We start from the raw sequence: 19,306 nt of genomic DNA, 5'->3' as shown, positions 1-19,306 counted from the left end.
CTTACAGACCGGTTAACCAGAAAACATACGACAGCGCGGCGAGACTAAAACCGAGCCAGGTAACGTGGTGCGTCAGCAGGAATCTGCCGCGCGCCAGAGTATTTTCGACGAAAGAGGCCAGCACGAAGAGCAGCAGAACTTTGCCCAACGTCACGACCAGCGATATCAGTAAGCTGCTGAAAGTCAGGGTTGTTGCGTTGCCAAACGGCAGGAACAGCGAGATGAACAACGCGGCCATCACCACCTGTTTCAACCCAAGCCCCCACTTCACTAACGCCAGTCCGGCACCGGAATACTCCGTCAACGGCCCTTCTTGAAGTTCCTGCTCGGCTTCTGCAACATCAAAAGGAATTTTTCCCATTTCAATGAAGCAGGCGAAACCGCAGGCGAGCAGTGCCAGCAGTGTGGCGACTGGCGATGCCCAACCGGCCGCCAGTACGTTGCTAATGACGGCGATATGCGTGGAACCGGCCATCAGCGCGATGACGAGCAGAGAGAGGATCAGAATGGGTTCCACCAGGATACCCATCGTCATTTCCCGGCTGGCCCCGCTCCCCGAGAACGGACTTCCGGTATCCAGCCCGGAAAGGGCAAAAAAGAAGCGAAATAAAGCAAAGAGATAGATCAGGGTTATCAAATCGCCGCCGCCCGCAAGGGGGGACGTGCGGATAAATAATGGCAATGCCATTGCCACCACCAACATGCTGCTGAGCAATACCCATGGCATGACGCGAAACATCAGACCTGATGATGAGGGTGCGACTTCCTGACGTTTTAACAGTTTGTTAATGTCGCGGTAGTCCTGCCAGATTCCCGGCCCGGTACGTGAGTGCATTCGGGCGCGGATCTGCCGGGATATTCCGGTGAACAACGGCGTCAGTGCCAATAAAATGACGGCCTGCAACAGCGCAAAACCAGCCAGATATCCGTCGAAGAGTGTGGGTGTCATGGTCGTTTCCTCAGACGGCGATAATCAGTAACAAAACAACCAGCGCCGCCACGACATACAGGCAATACAGGCGGAAGTCGCCGCTTTGCAGATACTGTATTTTGTGCGCCAGGCGCTGTGTCAGACGGACGATGGGGGCGATGATGTACTCATCCCAGAAGGGTTCCGTGTTCCGCGCAACGGTCGTGGCGTGAAGTAAACCACTGGCAAGCGGTGGTGACGGATCGAGCTGTTTGCGTAACCGGTAGAGCGTGGAGAACATCACCCGCAGCGGCTGAGTGAAGCTGCCTGCTGAAGGCGCCATCGCGCTTTCCCAGCCGTAACCGCAGGCCCAGGCATCCCCGGCGCGGCGAAACGCGCCGCGTCGGGAACGATTGACCCACCAGTACAGACCAGGTAGAAGAGGCAGAGCGAGCAGCAGCAGGAAAACGGTTGATGGGGTCATCAAGGTTTCATGCATTTCACCTGGGATCAGCGAAATTCCCTCAGCCACAGGCGCGGTGCTGGCCGCCGTAAACGAGAGCACAATCTGCATGATTTGCGGCGCGACCCAGCTTGCGCCGATGCCAGTAAAGACGCATAGCGCGGCGAGCACTGCCATCGCCGCCACCATCTGCCAGGGGGCTTCCTGCGCCTGCTCTGCTTTTTCGCTGCGCGGCGCGCCGCAGAAACTGATTCCGTACACTTTAACGAAACACATGGCTGCCAGCGCACCCGTAATGGCGAGCATCACGATGGCGATGGGACCTGCCAGACGCAATGCCACATCGTCAAACCGGGTCATAGCGAATAAAGACTGATAGGTGTACCACTCACTGATAAAACCGTTCAGCGGCGGCATCGCTGAAATGGCCAGACAGCCAATCAGAAACGCACCTGCAGTCCAGGGCATCCGTTTTGCCAATGCGCCCATTTTTTCCATATCGCGGGTGTGTAAACGCCAAATGATGGCCCCGGCGCCAAGAAACAGCAGACCTTTGAACAACGCGTGATTGAGCAGGTGAAAGAGGGCGCCCAGCAGGCCGACCGCCGCCAGGATGGGCTGGTGTATCGACAGGCCAATCATGCCGACGCCAACCCCGAGCAAAATAATGCCGATGTTCTCAACGGTGTGCCAGGCCAACAGGCGCTTAATATCATGCTCCGCCAGGGCATAAAGTACGCCGAGAACGGAAGACACGGCGCCAAACGCCAACACGACAATGCCCCACCACAGTGGAATGCCGCTATGCGCAAGGAGATCGATACCGACTTTGAGAATGCCGAAAATACCGATCTTCACCATCACACCCGACATCAGCGCTGAAGCATGTGACGGTGCGGCAGGGTGAGCGCGGGGTAACCAACTGTGCAGCGGCAGCATCCCTGCTTTTGCGCCAAAGCCAAAAAATGCCAGCAGGAAGACGGCAGATGCCAGACCGGGCGAGAGTGACAATTCCCGGAAACTGGCGAAGTCGAGGCTGCCGCTTTGTCGCCACATCAGGAAGAAGGCGATCATTATCAGAATTGAACCGGCGTGGGCTATGAAGAAATAGAGCATGCCAGCGCTGACGGACTCTTCATCCTGTTCAGCAATTACCAGGAACCATGAGGCCAGCGACATGATTTCGAACAGCACAATAAACCAGAAGGCGTTGTCCATCACCAGTAAACCGACCATCGAGGCGATAAAGAGGTTCATAAAGAACCCCATCGCGGCTGCGCCTTTGCCGACGTATTCGCGCATGTAGGCCAAAGAGTAGAGCGCACAGACGGTGACCAGCAGTGAAATCACCAGCACCATAAAGGCGGACAGACTGTCCATTCGAACCGTCAGCGCGGCAAATGAGAAGGGGGTCTGAATCGCCCAGGTGAGCGTTGCTCCGGTTTTCAACTGCGCTATCGCACTGCTGATCCCGGTAAGTCCCCCTAAAACGCCCGATAAACCGGCGATATTAATCGCTACCCGATCGCGACCTGAGAATAACAATGACATCACGCCGCCAGCGACATAGAGCGCCAGCGACCAGATCAATAATTGCAGGGCATCCATCAACGTTGCTCCTGAGACAATGAAAGAGGATCCAGCGCGAGGTCCGGCATCGCGTCGACAGCCAGTCGCTGTTTTAGTCTGGTTTGCTGGTGCAGGACATCATCGGTGACCAGATGCAACGCCTGAGTGACGCAGGTAGAGACGCACGCTGGACCTTCGGGGAGGAAATAGCAGAGGTCGCACTTAACGGCGATGGCTTGTATCCCCGCATCCCAACGTAAGAAGGGGCTGAGCGCCGGAGCGCTTTCCGGCACGTCATTAAGTTGTCCTTGTGCCTGATGGGCAAACTGCGTGGGAGCGTCAACAGGACGACTGCCGGAAGGGACAATAGCGCCAAACGGGCAGACAAGGCCGCAAAGTTTACAGCCAATGCAAAGGCTTTCATTGAGCTGAATGGCGTCATCATGGCGCGTGATCGCATTGACAGGACACACCTGTTTGCAGGGGGCGTCTTCGCAGTGACGACAAAGCACAGGCGCAGTTTGTGTGGGGGTTCGCACCAGAGCAAGTCGTGGATGTTGCTGCAAGCCTTGCTTTTTATGTACATCCGAACAGGCAGCAAGACAGGTATTGCATCCAATACACCACTGAGGATCGGCTATCACAAAGCGGTTCATGTGGCTCCTTGAGACAAAACAAAACGTTACGCTTGTTATGCACAAAGGATGCCATTTTTAAATTTATAATTAAATCAATTAGTTATGTTGTTTTTGTTGTGAGTGTAGAACAAAAGTGATGGTCAATACCGTTCGCTATTTTGTGTGTCGGCATTAGTGTCGGAAGTGAAAATAACACTGTGATATTAGTCACATTAGAGGAGGTTTCGCGGAGAAAAACGGCGCTGGCGACACAATTGCCGCCAGCGCCGGGAAGAGGAGTTACGCGTTTTCTTTTAACCAGTTCAGCACCACATCGTGGTGATTGCTGGTTTTAAAGTCATCGAACACATGTTCAATTTTCCCGTCGGGATCGACCAGGAAACTGATGCGATGGATACCATCGTAAGTTTTGCCCATAAAGGATTTTTCACCCCAGATGCCAAATTGTTCGCAAACCTTATGATCTTCATCTGACAACAGCGTGAAGTTAAGGACTTCTTTCTCAGCAAATCGGGAGAGCTTCTCAGGTTTATCGGTGCTGATCCCCAGCACTTCAACACCTGCTTTTTTTAACTCATCCATGTTATCGCGTAAGCCACAGGCTTGAACGGTACAGCCGGGCGTCATGGCTTTGGGGTAGAAATAAACCAAAACTCGCTGTCCCTGGAAGTCGGTTAAATTTACTTGTTCTCCGTCTTGATCCGGCAAGCTAAATTTCGGTGCGGTATCACCGGCTTTCAGTGGGTTCATTACTTAACTCCATCCTGTTCATCATGTTGTGAATAATTGACAACGTTTATACTGCCTTGCGCATTGAGTTCTGTACATAGTGCTTTAAACGCTTGTTCAATATTTACCGAAACCTGCGATGCCGGGCTATGTGCGGTAATTTGAATAAAAAGTTGTGCCGCTTTTTCGTTTTCAGCAGGTTGAGTGCGTGAAACCAGTTCGGCGATATTCATTTGGTGGTTGTCGAACAGGGCGGTAAAACGCTCAATCAAATGCGGAGAGTCTGGTACGTCGACCTGCACCCATACCGTGGCAGGCATTGCCGGGCGAGGACGGGCGGTCGTACGCTTCATCACAATCAATAAATCCAGCTCTGCGCCTTTCAACGGCAAGGTCGATTCAATCAGGGTGATGGCGTTCCAGGAACCCGATAACAACATGATAAACGTAAACTCATCCCCCAGCATCGCCAGTCGACTGTCTTCAATATTGCAGCCACAACTGCTGACATGGCGGGTGATAGTGTTCACAATTCCCGGGCGATCAGCACCCAGCGCAGTGATGACCAGATAATGTTGCGATGACGATGTCAATCCTGTTCTTCCTTTGAGAGGTGAGGTAATCATAAGGAAAGCATAAAAAAAACCTGCATACAACAATCAGAACCGCTCTGGTCACTTGCTTTTATTGTCGTACCAAACGTACCATTGAGACACTTGTTTGCACAGAGGATGGCCCATGTTCACGGGAAGTATTGTCGCGCTTGTTACACCGATGGATGAAAAAGGTAATGTCTGCCGGTCAAGCCTTAAAAAACTGATTGATTATCATGTCGCTAGCGGCACTTCGGCGATTGTTTCTGTTGGCACCACGGGCGAGTCTGCGACGCTGAGTCATGATGAGCATGGCGATGTGGTGATGATGACGCTGGATCTGGCTGATGGGCGTATTCCGGTGATCGCCGGAACGGGCGCCAATGCTACGGCGGAAGCCATTAGCCTGACTCAGCGTTTCAACGACAGCGGTATTGTCGGTTGTCTGACGGTGACACCGTACTATAACCGCCCGACGCAGGAAGGGTTGTTCCAGCATTTCAAAGCCATCGCTGAGCACACCGACCTGCCGCAAATTCTGTATAATGTGCCCTCCCGTACTGGCTGCGATATGCTGCCGGAAACCGTTGGTCGCCTGGCGAAGGTGAAAAATATTGTCGCTATTAAAGAGGCAACAGGGAACTTAAGTCGCGTTCACCAGATCAAAGAGCTGGTTTCAGATGAGTTCGCTCTGCTTAGCGGTGATGATGCGACTGCGATGGACTTTATGCAGCTCGGTGGTCATGGCGTGATTTCTGTAACAACTAACGTTGCAGCGCGCGATATGGCTGAAATGTGCAAACTGGCGGCAGAAGGGCGTTTTGCCGAGGCGCGTGTGATCAATCAGCGCCTGATGCCGTTACACAACAAACTATTTGTCGAACCCAATCCTATCCCGGTGAAATGGGCATGTAAGGAGTTGGGTCTTGTGGCGACCGACACGCTGCGCCTGCCAATGACGCCGATCACGGATAATGGTCGTGAGATTGTCAAAGCGGCGCTTAAGCATGCCGGTTTGCTGTAAAGTTTAGGGAGATTTGATGGCTTACTCAGTACAAAAGTCGCGCCTGGCCAAGGTTGCGGGTGTTTCGCTTGTTATGTTGCTCGCGGCCTGTAGTTCTGACTCGCGCTACAAGCGCCAGGTGAGTGGTGATGAATCCTATCTGGATGCGGCACCGCTTGCTGAACTTCATGCTCCTGCAGGAATGATTCTGCCGGTGCAAGCAGGCGACTACAACATTCCGGTGACCAACGGCAGCGGTGCAGTGGGTAAAGCGCTGGACATTCGCCCGCCAGCTCAGCCGTTAGCGCTGGTCAGCGGTGCGCGTACCCAGTTTACTGGCGATACTGCAACTCTGCTGGTGGACAACGGTCGTAGCACCACGCTGTGGCCACAGGTTGTTAGTCTGATTCAGTCTAAAAACTACCCGATTGAAAAACGTGATGATGCCACTCAGACGCTGACGACCGGTTGGGTTGACTGGAACCGTCTGGATGAAGACGAGCAGTATCGCGGACGTTATCAAATCTCTGTTAAACCGCAAGGTTATCAACAGGCTGTCTCAGTGAAACTGGTTAACCTGGAGCAGGCGGGTAAACCGGTTGCCGATGCGGCATCGTTGCAGCGTTACAGCGCAGAGATGATGAATGTCATCTCTGCGGGTCTCGATAAGACGGCCACTGACGCGGCGAATGCGGCGCAGAATCGTTCTGCTGCGACCATGGACGTACAGAGTGCGGCCGACGACACCGGCTTGCCGATGTTGGTGGTACGTGGTCCGTATAACATCGTCTGGCAGCGTCTGCCGGCAGCGCTTGAAAAAGTGGGCATGACAGTGACCGACAGCACGCGTTCGAAGGGGAGTCTCGCTGTGACCTATAAACCCCTTTCTGACAGCAACTGGCAGGAACTGGGCGCAAGCGATCCGGGACTGGTTTCCGGCGACTATAAATTGCAGGTCGGTGATTTAGATAATCGTAGCAGCTTGCAGTTTATCGATCCGAAGGGTCATACCCTGACGCAATCGCAAAACGATGCCCTGGTTGCCGTCTTCCAGGCTGCATTCAGTAAGTAATAAATCAGGGCTGGAGATATCCGGCCCTTTTTTCTGATATGATACGCAAACGTGTGCGTCGGCAGAAAAACGCAATTTTTATCGTTAATTCACACCCAGGAGTGTTAAAGATGCAAAAGCAAGCTGAGTTGTATCGTGGTAAAGCGAAAACCGTATACAGCACGGAAAACCCGGACCTGTTGGTGCTCGAATTCCGCAATGATACGTCAGCAGGGGATGGCGCGCGCATTGAACAATTTGATCGCAAAGGGATGGTGAACAACAAATTTAACCATTTCATTATGACCAAACTGGCAGAAGCGGGTATCCCGACCCAGATGGAGCGACTGCTTTCCGACACCGAGTGTTTGGTGAAAAAGCTGGATATGGTGCCGGTAGAGTGTGTGGTACGTAACCGCGCGGCAGGCTCTTTGGTAAAACGCTTAGGCGTTGAGGAAGGCATCGAACTGAACCCGCCGTTGTTCGACCTGTTCCTGAAAAACGACGCTATGCATGATCCCATGGTTAACGAATCCTACTGCGAAACCTTTGGCTGGGTGAGCAAAGAAAATTTGGCACGGATGAAAGAGTTAACTTACAAAGCCAATGATGTGCTGAAAAAGCTGTTTGATGACGCTGGCCTGATTCTGGTCGACTTCAAACTGGAATTCGGTCTGTACAAAGGTGAAGTGGTACTGGGTGATGAGTTCTCTCCGGACGGCAGTCGTCTGTGGGATAAAGAGACGCTGGATAAAATGGATAAAGACCGTTTCCGTCAGAGTCTTGGCGGCCTGATCGAAGCCTATGAAGCCGTCGCACACCGCCTGGGTGTAAAGTTAGACTAACATATTCTCTTAAGCCGGAGGGGTAAAAACCCTCCGGTTCATCCCGAACAGCCGATTCTGGTAGCTGTTTCTTATGGTAATCCTCTCCCTGAGCGCCTACGATCATCACTATAACGAATATATTGATGAGGTATGACTATGCGCTGGCAAGGGCGTCGTGAAAGTGACAATGTGGAAGACAGGCGCAACAGCACCGGTGGTGGCCCTTCTATGGGCGGTCCTGGCTTTCGTTTGCCGAGTGGCAAAGGCGGTATCATTCTGCTGATTGTGGTGTTGGTGGCGGGTTATTACGGTGTGGATTTAACCGGCTTAATGACTGGTGAACCGGTCTCGCAACAACAAACGACACGTTCCATCAGCCCGAATGATGATGAAGCGGCAAAATTTACCTCGGTGATCCTGGCAACAACAGAAGACACCTGGGGACAACAGTTTGAAAAGATGGGGAATACCTACCAGCAACCGAAGCTGGTGATGTATCGTGGCGCGACGCGTACCGGGTGCGGTGCGGGCCAGTCGGTCATGGGGCCGTTTTACTGCCCGGCGGACGGTACTGTCTACATCGATCTGTCGTTCTATGATGACATGAAGAACAAACTGGGCGCCGATGGCGATTTCGCTCAGGGTTATGTGATTGCCCACGAAGTGGGGCACCACGTGCAAAAACTGCTGGGTATTGAACCGAAAGTACGTCAGTTGCAGCAGAACGCGTCACAAACAGAAGCAAACCAGCTTTCCGTACGTATGGAATTACAGGCGGATTGTTTTGCCGGTGTCTGGGGCAACAGCATGAAACATCAGGGCGTCCTGGAGTCGGGTGACCTGGAAGAAGCGTTGAATGCCGCTCAGGCGATTGGCGATGATCGTCTGCAACAGCAGGGTCAGGGGCGTATTGTCCCGGACAGCTTTACGCACGGAACATCTGAGCAGCGTTACACCTGGTTTAAACGCGGATTTGATAGCGGAGATCCGGCACAATGTAATACCTTTGGCAAAGGCTTTTAATCGACCGGGGCAGGGATGTCGGAAAATAATGTGCTGAGTACCTTAACTGCGCAAATGACGCAGCAGGGAATACGCCGTCTATTGGTTCTCAGTGGTGATGAACGCTGGTGCGGTGAACAGGCGCTCATGCTTCGCGACGCGTTACCGGGCGACTGGTTGTGGGTCGCATCTGAAGCGCCCGTTGAGCCGCATTGTCGGCCTCAGGCGCTTCAAACATTATTGGGGCGAGAGTTTCGTCATGCGGTATTTGATGCGCACCAGGGATTTGACGCCGCCGCGTTTGCCGCGTTGAGTGGGACGCTTCAGGCGGGAAGCTGGCTGGTATTGCTGACGCCTGAGTATGCGGCCTGGGAAAATCACCCTGACGAAGATTCGCTGCGCTGGAGTGACTGCCCACACCCGATTCCCACCCCCCACTTTGTCCAGCATTTTATGCGGTGCATCACCCGCGATGAGCAGGTGTTGCACTGGCAACAGAATCAGCCCTTCTCGTGGCCGCATTTTCCTCCCCGTAACGACTGGCAGCCCGCATCGGGTGAGCCACAGCCTGAACAAGCCGATATTTTGCGGCAGTTGTTGCAAATGCCTTCTGGCGTGGCCACCGTCACCGCCGCGCGTGGTCGGGGAAAATCAGCGTTGGCAGGGCAGTTGATCCGGCGAATCGGCGGTACGGCGATTGTGACCGCACCGGCGAAAGCGGCAACGGACGTACTGGCGCAGTTCGCCGGTGACAAATTTCGTTTTGTTGCGCCGGATATGTTACTGGCGGGCACTGAGTCCGCTGACTGGCTGATTGTTGATGAAGCCGCGGCACTTCCCGCTCCGTTACTTCATCGCCTGGTTGCGCGGTTTCCTCGCACGCTGTTGACCACCACCGTTCAGGGTTATGAAGGCACTGGTCGCGGCTTTTTACTGAAGTTTTGCGCTCATTTTGCGCATCTGCAACGTTTTGAGCTGCAACAACCGATTCGTTGGGCGCAAGGATGCCCGCTGGAAAAAACAGTCAGCGACGCATTGGTTTTTGATGACGAAACGTTCGTGCAGACCCCTCGGGGTGATATTCGTATCTCTGCGTTTGAACAGGACGCCTGGCGCACAAACCCGGAACTGCCGCTAGCGGTATATCGGTTGCTCTCTGGCGCGCACTATCGCACATCGCCACTGGATTTACGCCGCATGATGGATGCTCCCGGTCAGCATTTTCTTCAGGCCTCGGGGACCGATCGTGTGGCCGGTGCCGTCTGGCTGGTGGATGAAGGTGGATTACCCGCCCGTTTGAGTCAGGCGGTCTGGGCGGGCTACCGCCGACCCAGAGGCAATCTGGTTGCTCAGTCGCTGGCGGCGCATGGCGGCTGTCCGCTGGCGGCAACACTGACGGGGCGACGCGTGAGCCGCATTGCTGTACATCCAACAAGGCAACGTGAAGGTCTCGGTCAACAGTTGATTGCGCGAGCCTGTGCCGACGCGGCTCAGCTTGATTATCTCTCCGTCAGCTTTGGTTTCACGGAGACATTGTGGCGTTTCTGGCAACGCTGTGGGTTCATACTGGTTCGGATGGGTAACCATCGTGAAGCGAGTAGTGGGTGTTTTACCGCGATGGCCATTTTCCCGATCAGCGAGGCGGGGAAACAGCTGGCAGAGCGTGAACATCACCGGCTACGACGAGATGCGGTGGCATTGTCTCACTGGAATGGTGAAGCGGTTCCGGTTATCCCGCTGAAAGAGGTTACGCTTAATGATGATGACTGGCAGGCGCTGGCGGGTTTTGCTTTTGCCCATCGCCCGCTGCTGACGTCAATAGGCAGCCTTAGCCGTCTGCTGGAGGCCTGCTATCTCCCGCTTCCTGGGTTACGTGGACGTTTGCAGGACAAAGACAGTGAAATGCAATTGTGCGCCAGACTGTCTCTGTCAGGGCGCAAGGCGTTGCTGGCAATGCAAAGAACGGAAGTGGCGCTGGCGCTGGCATCGCTGGATGCCGGACGCGCGCAGCGGTTACATGATCGTATTTTGCAATGGCAATTTTTTCACTAACTCCTTCAATTTCCTGGCATGGTCATTGTGATTAAGCGGCGTAGAATCGACTCATCAGTTAAGGAGATTGCCATGAAACATGACCATTTTGTTGTTCAAAGTCCTGCCCAACCTGCGCAACAGTTGTTGCTGCTGTTTCATGGCGTGGGTGACAACCCGGTTGCGATGGGGGAATTGGGGCGCTGGTTTATTCCCCTGTTTCCGCAAGCACTGATCGTCAGCATTGGGGGCGCAGAACCTTGTGGTTTGGCTCCGGGACGCCAGTGGTTTTCCGTACAGGGCGTGACGGAAGAAAATCGTCAGGCGCGGGTAGACGCTATTATGCCGGTATTCGTTGAAACCATTCGCTACTGGCAACAGCAGAGCGGAGTGGATGCGAAGGCCACAGCGCTGATTGGTTTTTCGCAAGGCGCAATTATGTCGCTCGAAAGCGTGAAAGCGCATTCGGGCTTGGCTTCCAGAGTGATTGCGTTTAATGGTCGTTACGCCAGTCTGCCACAAACCGCGACAACTGCGACGACCGTGCATTTGATTCATGGCGGCGAGGATCGGGTGATTGAGTTATCGCATGCGGTGGCGGCCCAGGAAGCCTTATTACGCGCGGGTGGCGATGTCACGCTGGATATCGTGGAAGATTTAGGTCACGCCATTGATGACCGCAGTATGCAGTTTGCACTCGATCATTTGCGCTATACCGTACCGAAGCATTACTTCGATGAAGCGCTGAGCGGTGGTACGCCCCATGATGATGATGTGATTGAGATGATCTAATCTGTAGGCCTGATACGCGTAGCGCCATCAGGCGCGAGTGCCGGATGGCAACGCTACGCGTTTTATCCGGCCTACGGGTTACTTCTTCGGTTGATCTTTCTTCGGCCAATCGTCATCGTCGTCCCACTTGTCGTTAAAGTCACGATGTGGGGGAAGATCCGGCTTATTGGCGAGGAATTTTTTATGGTCGACGCGCTTGAGATCTTTGATCACGTTCAGCAGTACGCCTACCAGAAATACCAGTACCAGAATCCACCAATATTTTTCCAGCCAGTCCATGCTTATTTCCTCTTGCAGGAACACTCATCAGGCGACGAGTTGCTCCATGATACGTTGATACATACGGGCAAGTAGTTGCAGATCGGCCGCATTAACACATTCATTAATTTTATGAATGGTGGCGTTAACCGGTCCCAGTTCCACCACTTGTGCCCCCATACGTGCAATAAACCGCCCATCGGATGTGCCACCCGTCGTGAGCAGTTGGGGTTTGATCTCATTATAGTGCTCAATGGCATTCACCACCGCATCCACCAGTTTGCCGCGTGCCGTCAGGAAAGGCTGGCCGGAAAGCCACCAATCGACGGTGTAGCGCAACTGATGTTTGTCGAGCAGTGCCAGCACGCGGGACTTGATCATCTCGTCGTTCAGTTCCGTGCTAAAACGGAAATTGAACTGGACAAACAGTTCGCCCGGGATCACGTTATTACTGCCCGTGCCTGCCTGAATGTTGGCTATCTGCATGCTGGTGGCAGGGAAGAATTCATTACCCTGATCCCACTCGATCCCCACCAGTTCGTTCAGCATGGGCGCTGCGCGGTGAACGGGGTTATCTGCCAGATGTGGGTAAGCCACGTGACCCTGGACACCGTGGATTGTGAGATTACAGGTCAGTGAACCACGACGACCATTTTTCACCACGTCACCGACGATTTCCGTACTGGAGGGTTCGCCCACCAGACAGTAATCGAGTCTTTCGCGGCGCGCCATCAGTGCTTCAACCACTTTAACGGTGCCATTTTGCGCGCTGGCTTCTTCATCTGAGGTTATCAAAAACGCCAGACGTCCACGGTGATTGGGATGCTGAGCAACGAAGCGTTCTGCCGCCACAACCATGGCCGCCAGTGAACCTTTCATGTCTGCTGCGCCGCGCCCGAACAGCATACCGTCACGGATCGTTGGCTCGAAAGGCGGGTTAATCCACCGATCGACATCGCCGACGGGTACTACATCGGTGTGGCCGGCAAAGGCCAGGGTTTCACCTTCTCCGCGCCATGCCCAGAAATTCTGTGTGTCACCAAAATCCATGCGCTCGACGGTAAAACCAATAGCGCGCAGGCGTTCAATCATTAACGCCTGACATCCCGCATCATCCGGGCTCAGGGAAGGGCGGCGAATAAGCTGCTGTGTCAGCTCAATAACCGGGCACGACATAGATTACACCTCATTAAAAAACGGCTAATACTCGTCGCCTTTCAAGTTGCATGTGCTGCGACGACGTTGACTCACTCCAGTCACTGACTGAAGTTTGCTTTTGGGGACTCATTCGCTTGTCGCTTTCTCGCAACCCGAAATCCACAGAGTATAACTGGATTCGCTAAAGCCAAGCAGCATAGGCTTACCGGGCGTCCAGAGCAATGGTCGTTTTATAATTGCTGGCATTTCTGTCATCAATGCGGCGGCGGCATTGGCATTGGTAATACTGTTACGCGTCGCTTCATCAAGTTTGCGCCAGGTCGTGCCACGGGTATTCAGTAACGCTTCCCAGCCGAGTTCAGCAATAAAAGTATTCAATAATTCACTCTCTAACCCGTCCACACGGTAATCGTGGAAACGGTAGTCAATGCTGTGCGCCTCCAGCCAGCGCCGTGCTTTTTTGATGGTGTCGCAGTTTTTGATGCCGAAGACGGTAACCATTTTTGAATCCTTTTACGCGAATTTCGAATAATTAAGCAATATTATCGCAGCACATGACCACGCGGAATAGTCATCATCGCTGTTATTTCTCAGGTAATGACGAACGTAAAATATAACACTGTTGAATGCGTTGTGAATAATGATACATGAATGTTCTTGAATATTTCGCAGATCTGAAATTCAGATTCTCACCCGTTGCAATTGACTGTTTTCACATTAAAAATAAGAAAGTCGTAGAAGATGTATGATTGTTGCGAAATATTGCAGTTAGTCACATAAAAATGGCGGGTATCGAACCATAGTGATGACATAGTCTCGCTCTTTGGAGAATGTAATCGCAGTAATCGGTTAAATTGTCTTCACCTGAAGATAATGTTTCCGTAGAATACCCATAATAATAAGAGAGGTTGTTATGATTGAACGTGAACTGGGGAACTGGAAAGACTTTATTGAAGTGATGCTTCGTAAATAGTTTTCAGGAAGAAATAAGCAGTGAAATAATCATAGTGTGAAGGTTTCACACAGAAAAGGCGACCCGTAGCAGGTCGCCTTTTTTATGGCGGGATTATTCTGGTCGCGGTTTTAGCGGAAAACGCCGACGCACCAGGACGAAGAACAACGGTACGAAGTAGATAGCCAAAATCGTGGCAGAGATCATGCCGCCCATCACACCGGTCCCTACGGCATGCTGACCACCGGAACCCGCGCCATTGCTGATCGCCATCGGCAACACCCCGAAGATAAACGCCAGCGAGGTCATCAGAATCGGTCGTAAGCGCTGACGACAGGCATGCAGAGTGGCCTCCAGCAGATCGTGTCCTTTCTCATTCATCTCGTTGGCGAACTCGACAATCAGAATGGCGTTTTTCGCCGAGAGACCAATGACCGTGAGTAACCCCACCTGGAAATAGACGTCGTTTTCCAGACCGCGCATCCATGTAGCGAGCAGGGCACCGATAACGCCCAGCGGCACGACCAGCATCACAGAGAACGGCACTGACCAGCTTTCATACAGCGCCGCCAGACAAAGGAACACCACCAGTAGCGAGATAGCATACAGCGCTGGCGCTTGTGCGCCAGAGAGGCGTTCCTGATATGACATTGCGGTCCACTCCAGACCAAAACCTGTCGGCAATTGGCGTACCAGCGACTCCATAATATCCATCGCGGTGCCGGTGCTGACGCCGGGGGCGGCTTCCCCCACAATTTCTACCGCAGAGTAGCCGTTATAGCGCTCCAGACGCGGTGAACCGGTCTCCCAGAATGAGGTTGCAAAGGCGGAGAAAGGCACCATCCCGCCGTCTTTATTGCGCACGTACCAGAGATTGATATCCCCTGGCAACATGCGGTATTTTGCCTCCGCCTGGACGTACACTTTCTTCACACGACCCCGGTCCATAAAGTCGTTGACGTAGGTCGAACCCCAGGCCGTTTGCAACGTATCGTTGATATCGTCGATAGAGACGCCAAGCGCCTGCGCTTTACGTTGGTCAATTTCAATTTGCAACTGCGGGCTGTCGTCGAGGCCATTGTGGCGAACACGGGTCAACAGGCTGTCTTTTCCAGCAAGCTCAATCATTTGGTCGCGGGCAGCCATCAGGGCGTCATGCCCGGCACCAGCGTGATCCTGAAGCTCCATATCAAACCCAGCAGAACTGCCAAGACCGCTGATCGCGGGGGGACTACTGGCGAATACCCTGGCTTCTTTAATCTTGCTAAAGGCTTTTGTTGAACGCTCAATAATGGCAAACGACGTGCCCGTTGTGGTGTCTCGTTCGCCCCAGTCTTTTAAACGGACAAACATTCGAGCTACGTTCTGCCCGTTTCCGCCCGGGCCTGAGCCGACCGTTGAGAAGACGGACATGATGTTGTCTTTCTCATGGGTAAAGAAATATTTCTCGACTTCCTCTACCACTTTCAGTGTCTGTTGCTGCGTTGCCCCGCTGGGTAACTGGACTGAGGTCGTGAACATGCCGCGATCTTCCAGCGGCAAAAATGAGGTTGGCAGGCGCAAAAACAGGAACACCATACCGCCAAGCAGCAGCACGTAGATCACTATCCAGCGCAGGCTGCGATGCAGAATTCTCGCGACCCCTTTTTCGTAACGTTCAGTATTGCGGTTAAAGCTGCGGTTAAACCAGCCGAAGAATCCTTTTTGCCCGTGGTGTTCGCCTTTATGCAGGGGTTTTAACAACGTGGCGCACAGGGCAGGCGTCAGGATCATCGCTACCAGCACGGAGAGCACCATTGCGGCAACAATGGTGATTGAGAACTGTCGATAAATTGCCCCGGTTGTCCCGCCGAAGAAAGCCATCGGCACAAATACTGCGGAAAGCACCATCGCGATACCGACCAGCGCCCCCTGAATTTGCCCCATCGATTTGCGTGTCGCTTCGCGCGGAGAGAGCCCTTCCTCACTCATGATTCGCTCAACGTTTTCAACGACCACGATGGCGTCATCGACCAACAGGCCAATCGCCAGTACCATCGCGAACATCGTCAACGTATTGATACTGTAACCAAACGCGTAGAGCACCGAGAAGGTGCCCATCAATACTACGGGCACCGCAATGGTCGGGATAAGCGTCGCACGGAAGTTTTGCAGGAACAGGTACATGACGAGGAACACCAGCAAGATGGCTTCCAGCAGTGTTTTTACCACGTCTTCAATAGAGGCTTTAACGAAGGAGGTGGTTTCATAGGCCAACTTGTATTCCAGCCCATGCGGGAAGTACTGCGCCAGTTCATCCAGACGGTGAAGAACCAGACTGGCGGTGGCCATTTCATTGGCGCCAGAGGCCAGTTTTACCCCAAGACCCGAGGCCGGATTGCCATTAAAGCGACTGATATAATCGTATTTTTCCGCCCCCATTTCGACGGTGGCGACATCTGCCAGTTTAACCTCGGAACCGTCCTGATTAACACGCAGCGTAATCGCACGGAATTGATCGGGCGTTTGCAGCAGCGATTGCGCATTGATGGTGGCGTTCAGCGCCTGCTTGTCCACCGAAGGCGTACCGCCAAGCTGTCCGACGGCGATCTGCGCATTCTGCGACTCAATGGCATCGGTCACGTCTTTGGCGGTCATCTGAACGCTGTTCAGTTTGGCGGGATCCAGCCAGATTCGCATTGAATACTGTGAGCCGTAGGCATCAATGTCCCCCACGCCGTTCACGCGACTCAGCGGATCCTGAATATTACTGGCGACGTAGTCGGCAATATCCTGCTTATCCATTGAGCCATCGGTAGACACAAACGCGATGGTCAGGATATTGGTATCCCCGGTTTTTCGCGCGGTGACGCCTTGATCCTGTACCGCCTGTGGCAATTTACGCATCGCGGATTGCAGCTGGTTTTGTACCTGCTGAACAGCTTCATCCGGATCGGTCCCGGCAATAAAGCTGAGTGTGATCGACGCTTGTCCTGTTCCGCTGCTCTGCGATGACATGTACATCAGATTATCGAGACCTGTCATATTTTGTTCGATAACCTGAGTGACGGTATTTTCCAGCGTTTGTGCGGAAGCGCCCGGATAGTTTGCGTTGATTCGCACGTTTGGAGGCGCCAGATCGGGGTATTGTTCAACGGGCAAAGATAAGATGGCCAGGGTTCCTGTCAGGCACAACAGTATTGCCAGCACCCAGGCAAAAATGGGGCGATCAATGAAAAAATTCGCCATTAAAAGAGGACCTCGTGTTTCTACGTATCGTTATGGGTATGACCTGCACTACTGTAGCGGCAGGGCGTCAGGCAAACGTGGAGAAAAAAAGGAGATAATGTAAATTATCATACCTGGTTACGGCGTACGTTTTGTGCCAGTCGCCCCTGGCCTGTGTTCAGGTTTTCTGACGCTTTGCCATTCTTTATGTCAGTTGACCCTCTTTCGTTTCTGATGACCGGAAACTGATACTCACCAGCGTACCTCCCCCGGAAGGCTGAGAAAAATGTAAGGTACCGCTGAGCCTTTCAGCACGCTCACGCATAATGTTCAGGCCATAGTGTCCCGGTGGTTCGTTCGGTTCGCCAATTCCCACGCCATTATCCCGAATGTAGACGGTATGATTTCCGTCCGGCGCCGTAACGCAACTGACGGCAATCTCGGTGGCATCGGCATGTTTAATCGCGTTTAACACCGCCTCGCGGATAATTTGCAGCAAATGCACCTGCATTTGCGCATCCAGCGCCAGTGTGGGCAGGCGACAGTCCAGAGACAGTTTAGCGGAGGTTTGATTTTTCAGGGTATCGAGCATTTCGTGCAATGCCGAGGGTAAATCGGCCTGCTGCAGCGTCAGACGGAAAGTCGTGAGTAGCTCACGCAATTGGCGCCAGGCATCATTCAATGCGACGGAAAAATCGGAAAGGATGGTTTGCGCTCCCGCATTCTCTTCCGCCACGGAGCGTTTTAACAAGGTGAGCTGAATGCGTAAATAGGAAAGCATTTGCGCCAGCGAATCGTGCAGTTCGCGGGCGATGGTCGCGCGCTCCTCCATCAACAGCAACTGCTGAAAGTGTTTCTGTGCCTGGTTAAAGTACAACCCGCGCCCCAGCATACTTGAAACACTGTTCAGCAGCGGTGCGGAGGCATTAACGTTAGGGCTTTGCCAGTGTAACTCGCCATAGACTGTCTCCTGCATGGTGACGGGCAGGATTTGCAGCGGGAGATCGGCGCTCAGCGTTCCTTCGCTGATGCGCCAGTTGTCGCCTACGGTCAATTCCAGATAATACGCGGCGTCATTTTCCCGCACGATCTTCAGAATATGGCGGAAACAGTGCACGTCGATCTGACTGGTATTCAGCGCCTGAGAACACTGATAAAGCACCTCAAGTTGACGGTTGGCCTCATGCAGATCATGGGTTTTCTCTTCAACAGAGGCCTCAAGCGAACGATAAAGTTTAAACAGTTCGCTCGACATCTGATTAAAGGTTTTTGCGAGCAAACCCAGCTCGTTAGGTAAACCGGTATCCAGTGGCGGAGCATCAAACTGCCCGTGCTCAATACGCTGGCTCGCCATCACCAGTTGATTGAGTGGCCGCACGACCTGGTGGCGAATCCGCCGTAGCGTAAAGAAGACCAGCGTAAAAATTCCCAGCCCGCCTGCCAGCGAGATACTGACAACCAGCATCATTTTACGCTCGGCATAGCGCTGGAGTTCCAGCACGTACAGATCTATGTGGTCGACATAGGCGTTGATGTTTTTTTGATACCACGGCAAATCGCCGTCAACCAGCCGTGCGTCCATTTCCAGCCAGTTTGCATGCAGCCGCCCGTAGCCGCTTTTTACTGCGTCCGGAACGTACCAGGTATTCAGTTTTTGCAGCACCGGTGAATTCAGGGTCTTCTGGAACAACTGACGGTGCGCGTTTAGTTGAGGACTGCCGCTTTGTAGGTCGTAGCCCAGCCGATAGCTTTGCATCCGCAGTGAGCCAGAAATATTAATGGCTTCCGCATCCTGCAAACTGCTGGCAAGCGTCAGCAACGCGATACCGGTAGAAAGTATCGACAGCAAAACAATGTAAAAAAATGCCCGGGCCAGGCTGGCCGAGACGGGGCGTTTGACCGTCACACGCGTAATCCTCTGTACAAAGGCAATGAGTAAAGCGCAGGTGGTGAAATGATAAAGAAAGTTCTGGATTAACTAAAACGCAATTTCACCTGCCATGAAATAAATTGATCTGCCACAGGTTCTGGATAAATAGTTGTGTATCCTGGGCAAATGAACATTGCCGACCCTTGTCGGGTCGGTTAATAACATTGTTCCTATAAAGAATAAGGTTTTTACA

At 53.1% G+C, this 19,306-nt stretch carries 17 protein-coding genes; 7 read left to right on the top strand and 10 right to left on the bottom strand.

The window, feature by feature from the left end; genetic code table 11:
• Position 1: 1 nt before the first annotated feature.
• From CJP72_RS01075 to CJP72_RS01055, 5 genes are all read right to left on the bottom strand, one after another.
• Positions 2–949: a respiratory chain complex I subunit 1 family protein gene (locus CJP72_RS01075; protein WP_162379063.1), complete on the bottom strand. Its 948-nt coding sequence runs from the start codon at positions 947–949 to the stop codon at positions 2–4.
• A gap of 10 nt (positions 950–959) precedes the next feature.
• Positions 960–2,981 carry a hydrogenase 4 subunit B gene (gene hyfB, locus CJP72_RS01070; protein ID WP_162379062.1) on the bottom strand — a complete coding sequence of 674 codons (2,022 nt, stop codon included), beginning with the start codon at positions 2,979–2,981 and terminating at the stop codon, positions 960–962.
• Positions 2,981–3,598, bottom strand: a complete 618-nt coding sequence (locus CJP72_RS01065) for a 4Fe-4S dicluster domain-containing protein (protein ID WP_162379061.1) — start codon at positions 3,596–3,598, stop codon at positions 2,981–2,983. Before CJP72_RS01065 ends, hyfB begins: the two co-directional genes overlap by 1 nt.
• 261 nt (positions 3,599–3,859) lie before the next feature.
• Positions 3,860–4,330, bottom strand: a complete 471-nt coding sequence (gene bcp / locus CJP72_RS01060) for a thioredoxin-dependent thiol peroxidase (protein ID WP_162379060.1) — start codon at positions 4,328–4,330, stop codon at positions 3,860–3,862.
• Positions 4,330–4,902, bottom strand: a complete 573-nt coding sequence (locus tag CJP72_RS01055; RefSeq protein WP_202882566.1) for a glycine cleavage system transcriptional repressor — start codon at positions 4,900–4,902, stop codon at positions 4,330–4,332. The genes bcp and CJP72_RS01055 overlap by 1 nt, the downstream gene beginning before the upstream one ends.
• Before the next feature lie 145 nt (positions 4,903–5,047).
• On the opposite strand from CJP72_RS01055, the gene dapA reads away from it, so the two are divergent.
• The 6 genes from dapA (at position 5,048) to ypfH (ending at position 11,608) form a co-directional block, all read left to right on the top strand.
• Positions 5,048–5,926: a 4-hydroxy-tetrahydrodipicolinate synthase gene (gene dapA, locus CJP72_RS01050; protein ID WP_162379058.1), complete on the top strand. Its 879-nt coding sequence runs from the start codon at positions 5,048–5,050 to the stop codon at positions 5,924–5,926.
• A gap of 16 nt (positions 5,927–5,942) precedes the next feature.
• The gene (bamC, locus tag CJP72_RS01045) at positions 5,943–6,977 is read left to right on the top strand and encodes an outer membrane protein assembly factor BamC (RefSeq protein WP_162379057.1); all 1,035 of its coding nucleotides are present in this window, start codon (positions 5,943–5,945) and stop codon (positions 6,975–6,977) included.
• A 110-nt stretch (positions 6,978–7,087) separates the two neighbouring features.
• Complete coding sequence (gene purC, locus CJP72_RS01040; protein WP_162379056.1) at positions 7,088–7,801, top strand: phosphoribosylaminoimidazolesuccinocarboxamide synthase; 714 nt, start codon at positions 7,088–7,090, stop codon at positions 7,799–7,801.
• Positions 7,802–7,939: 138 nt separating this feature from the next.
• Positions 7,940–8,806, top strand: a complete 867-nt coding sequence (gene ypfJ / locus CJP72_RS01035) for a KPN_02809 family neutral zinc metallopeptidase (RefSeq protein WP_162379055.1) — start codon at positions 7,940–7,942, stop codon at positions 8,804–8,806.
• 15 nt (positions 8,807–8,821) lie between these two features.
• Positions 8,822–10,837, top strand: coding sequence for a tRNA(Met) cytidine acetyltransferase TmcA (locus tag CJP72_RS01030; protein ID WP_162379054.1), 2,016 nt, complete (start codon positions 8,822–8,824; stop codon positions 10,835–10,837).
• A 72-nt stretch (positions 10,838–10,909) separates the two neighbouring features.
• A complete protein-coding gene (gene ypfH / locus CJP72_RS01025; RefSeq protein ID WP_162379053.1) occupies positions 10,910–11,608 on the top strand; it encodes an esterase in 699 nt (232 codons plus the stop codon).
• 78 nt (positions 11,609–11,686) lie between these two features.
• Here the strand turns inward: ypfH and CJP72_RS01020 are convergent, their stop codons facing one another.
• The 3 genes from CJP72_RS01020 to CJP72_RS01010 all read right to left on the bottom strand — a co-directional run bounded on the left by CJP72_RS01020 (position 11,687) and on the right by CJP72_RS01010 (position 13,525).
• Entirely contained in the window at positions 11,687–11,887 is a 201-nt protein-coding gene (locus CJP72_RS01020; RefSeq protein ID WP_162379052.1) for a YpfN family protein, read from the bottom strand.
• Between the two features lie 27 nt (positions 11,888–11,914).
• Positions 11,915–13,042, bottom strand: a complete 1,128-nt coding sequence (dapE, locus tag CJP72_RS01015; protein ID WP_162379051.1) for a succinyl-diaminopimelate desuccinylase — start codon at positions 13,040–13,042, stop codon at positions 11,915–11,917.
• Positions 13,043–13,150: 108 nt separating this feature from the next.
• The gene (locus CJP72_RS01010) at positions 13,151–13,525 is read right to left on the bottom strand and encodes an ArsC family reductase (RefSeq protein WP_162379050.1); all 375 of its coding nucleotides are present in this window, start codon (positions 13,523–13,525) and stop codon (positions 13,151–13,153) included.
• A gap of 412 nt (positions 13,526–13,937) precedes the next feature.
• Between CJP72_RS01010 and ypfM the strand changes: the two genes are divergently transcribed.
• On the top strand, positions 13,938–13,997 hold the full coding sequence (gene ypfM, locus CJP72_RS01005) for a protein YpfM (RefSeq protein ID WP_001386977.1): 60 nt from the start codon (positions 13,938–13,940) through the stop codon (positions 13,995–13,997).
• 93 nt (positions 13,998–14,090) lie between these two features.
• On the opposite strand, the gene acrD is transcribed toward ypfM, so the two are convergent.
• The gene (acrD, locus tag CJP72_RS01000) at positions 14,091–17,204 is read right to left on the bottom strand and encodes a multidrug efflux RND transporter permease AcrD (RefSeq protein ID WP_162379049.1); all 3,114 of its coding nucleotides are present in this window, start codon (positions 17,202–17,204) and stop codon (positions 14,091–14,093) included.
• Between the two features lie 184 nt (positions 17,205–17,388).
• The gene (narQ, locus tag CJP72_RS00995) at positions 17,389–19,089 is read right to left on the bottom strand and encodes a nitrate/nitrite two-component system sensor histidine kinase NarQ (protein ID WP_162379048.1); all 1,701 of its coding nucleotides are present in this window, start codon (positions 19,087–19,089) and stop codon (positions 17,389–17,391) included.
• Positions 19,090–19,306 lie beyond the last annotated feature (217 nt).

The organism is Citrobacter sp. NCU1 (assembly GCF_010231475.1).
GTDB lineage: Bacteria > Pseudomonadota > Gammaproteobacteria > Enterobacterales > Enterobacteriaceae > Citrobacter_D.
This window is presented reverse-complemented; position numbering and strand designations above follow the sequence as displayed.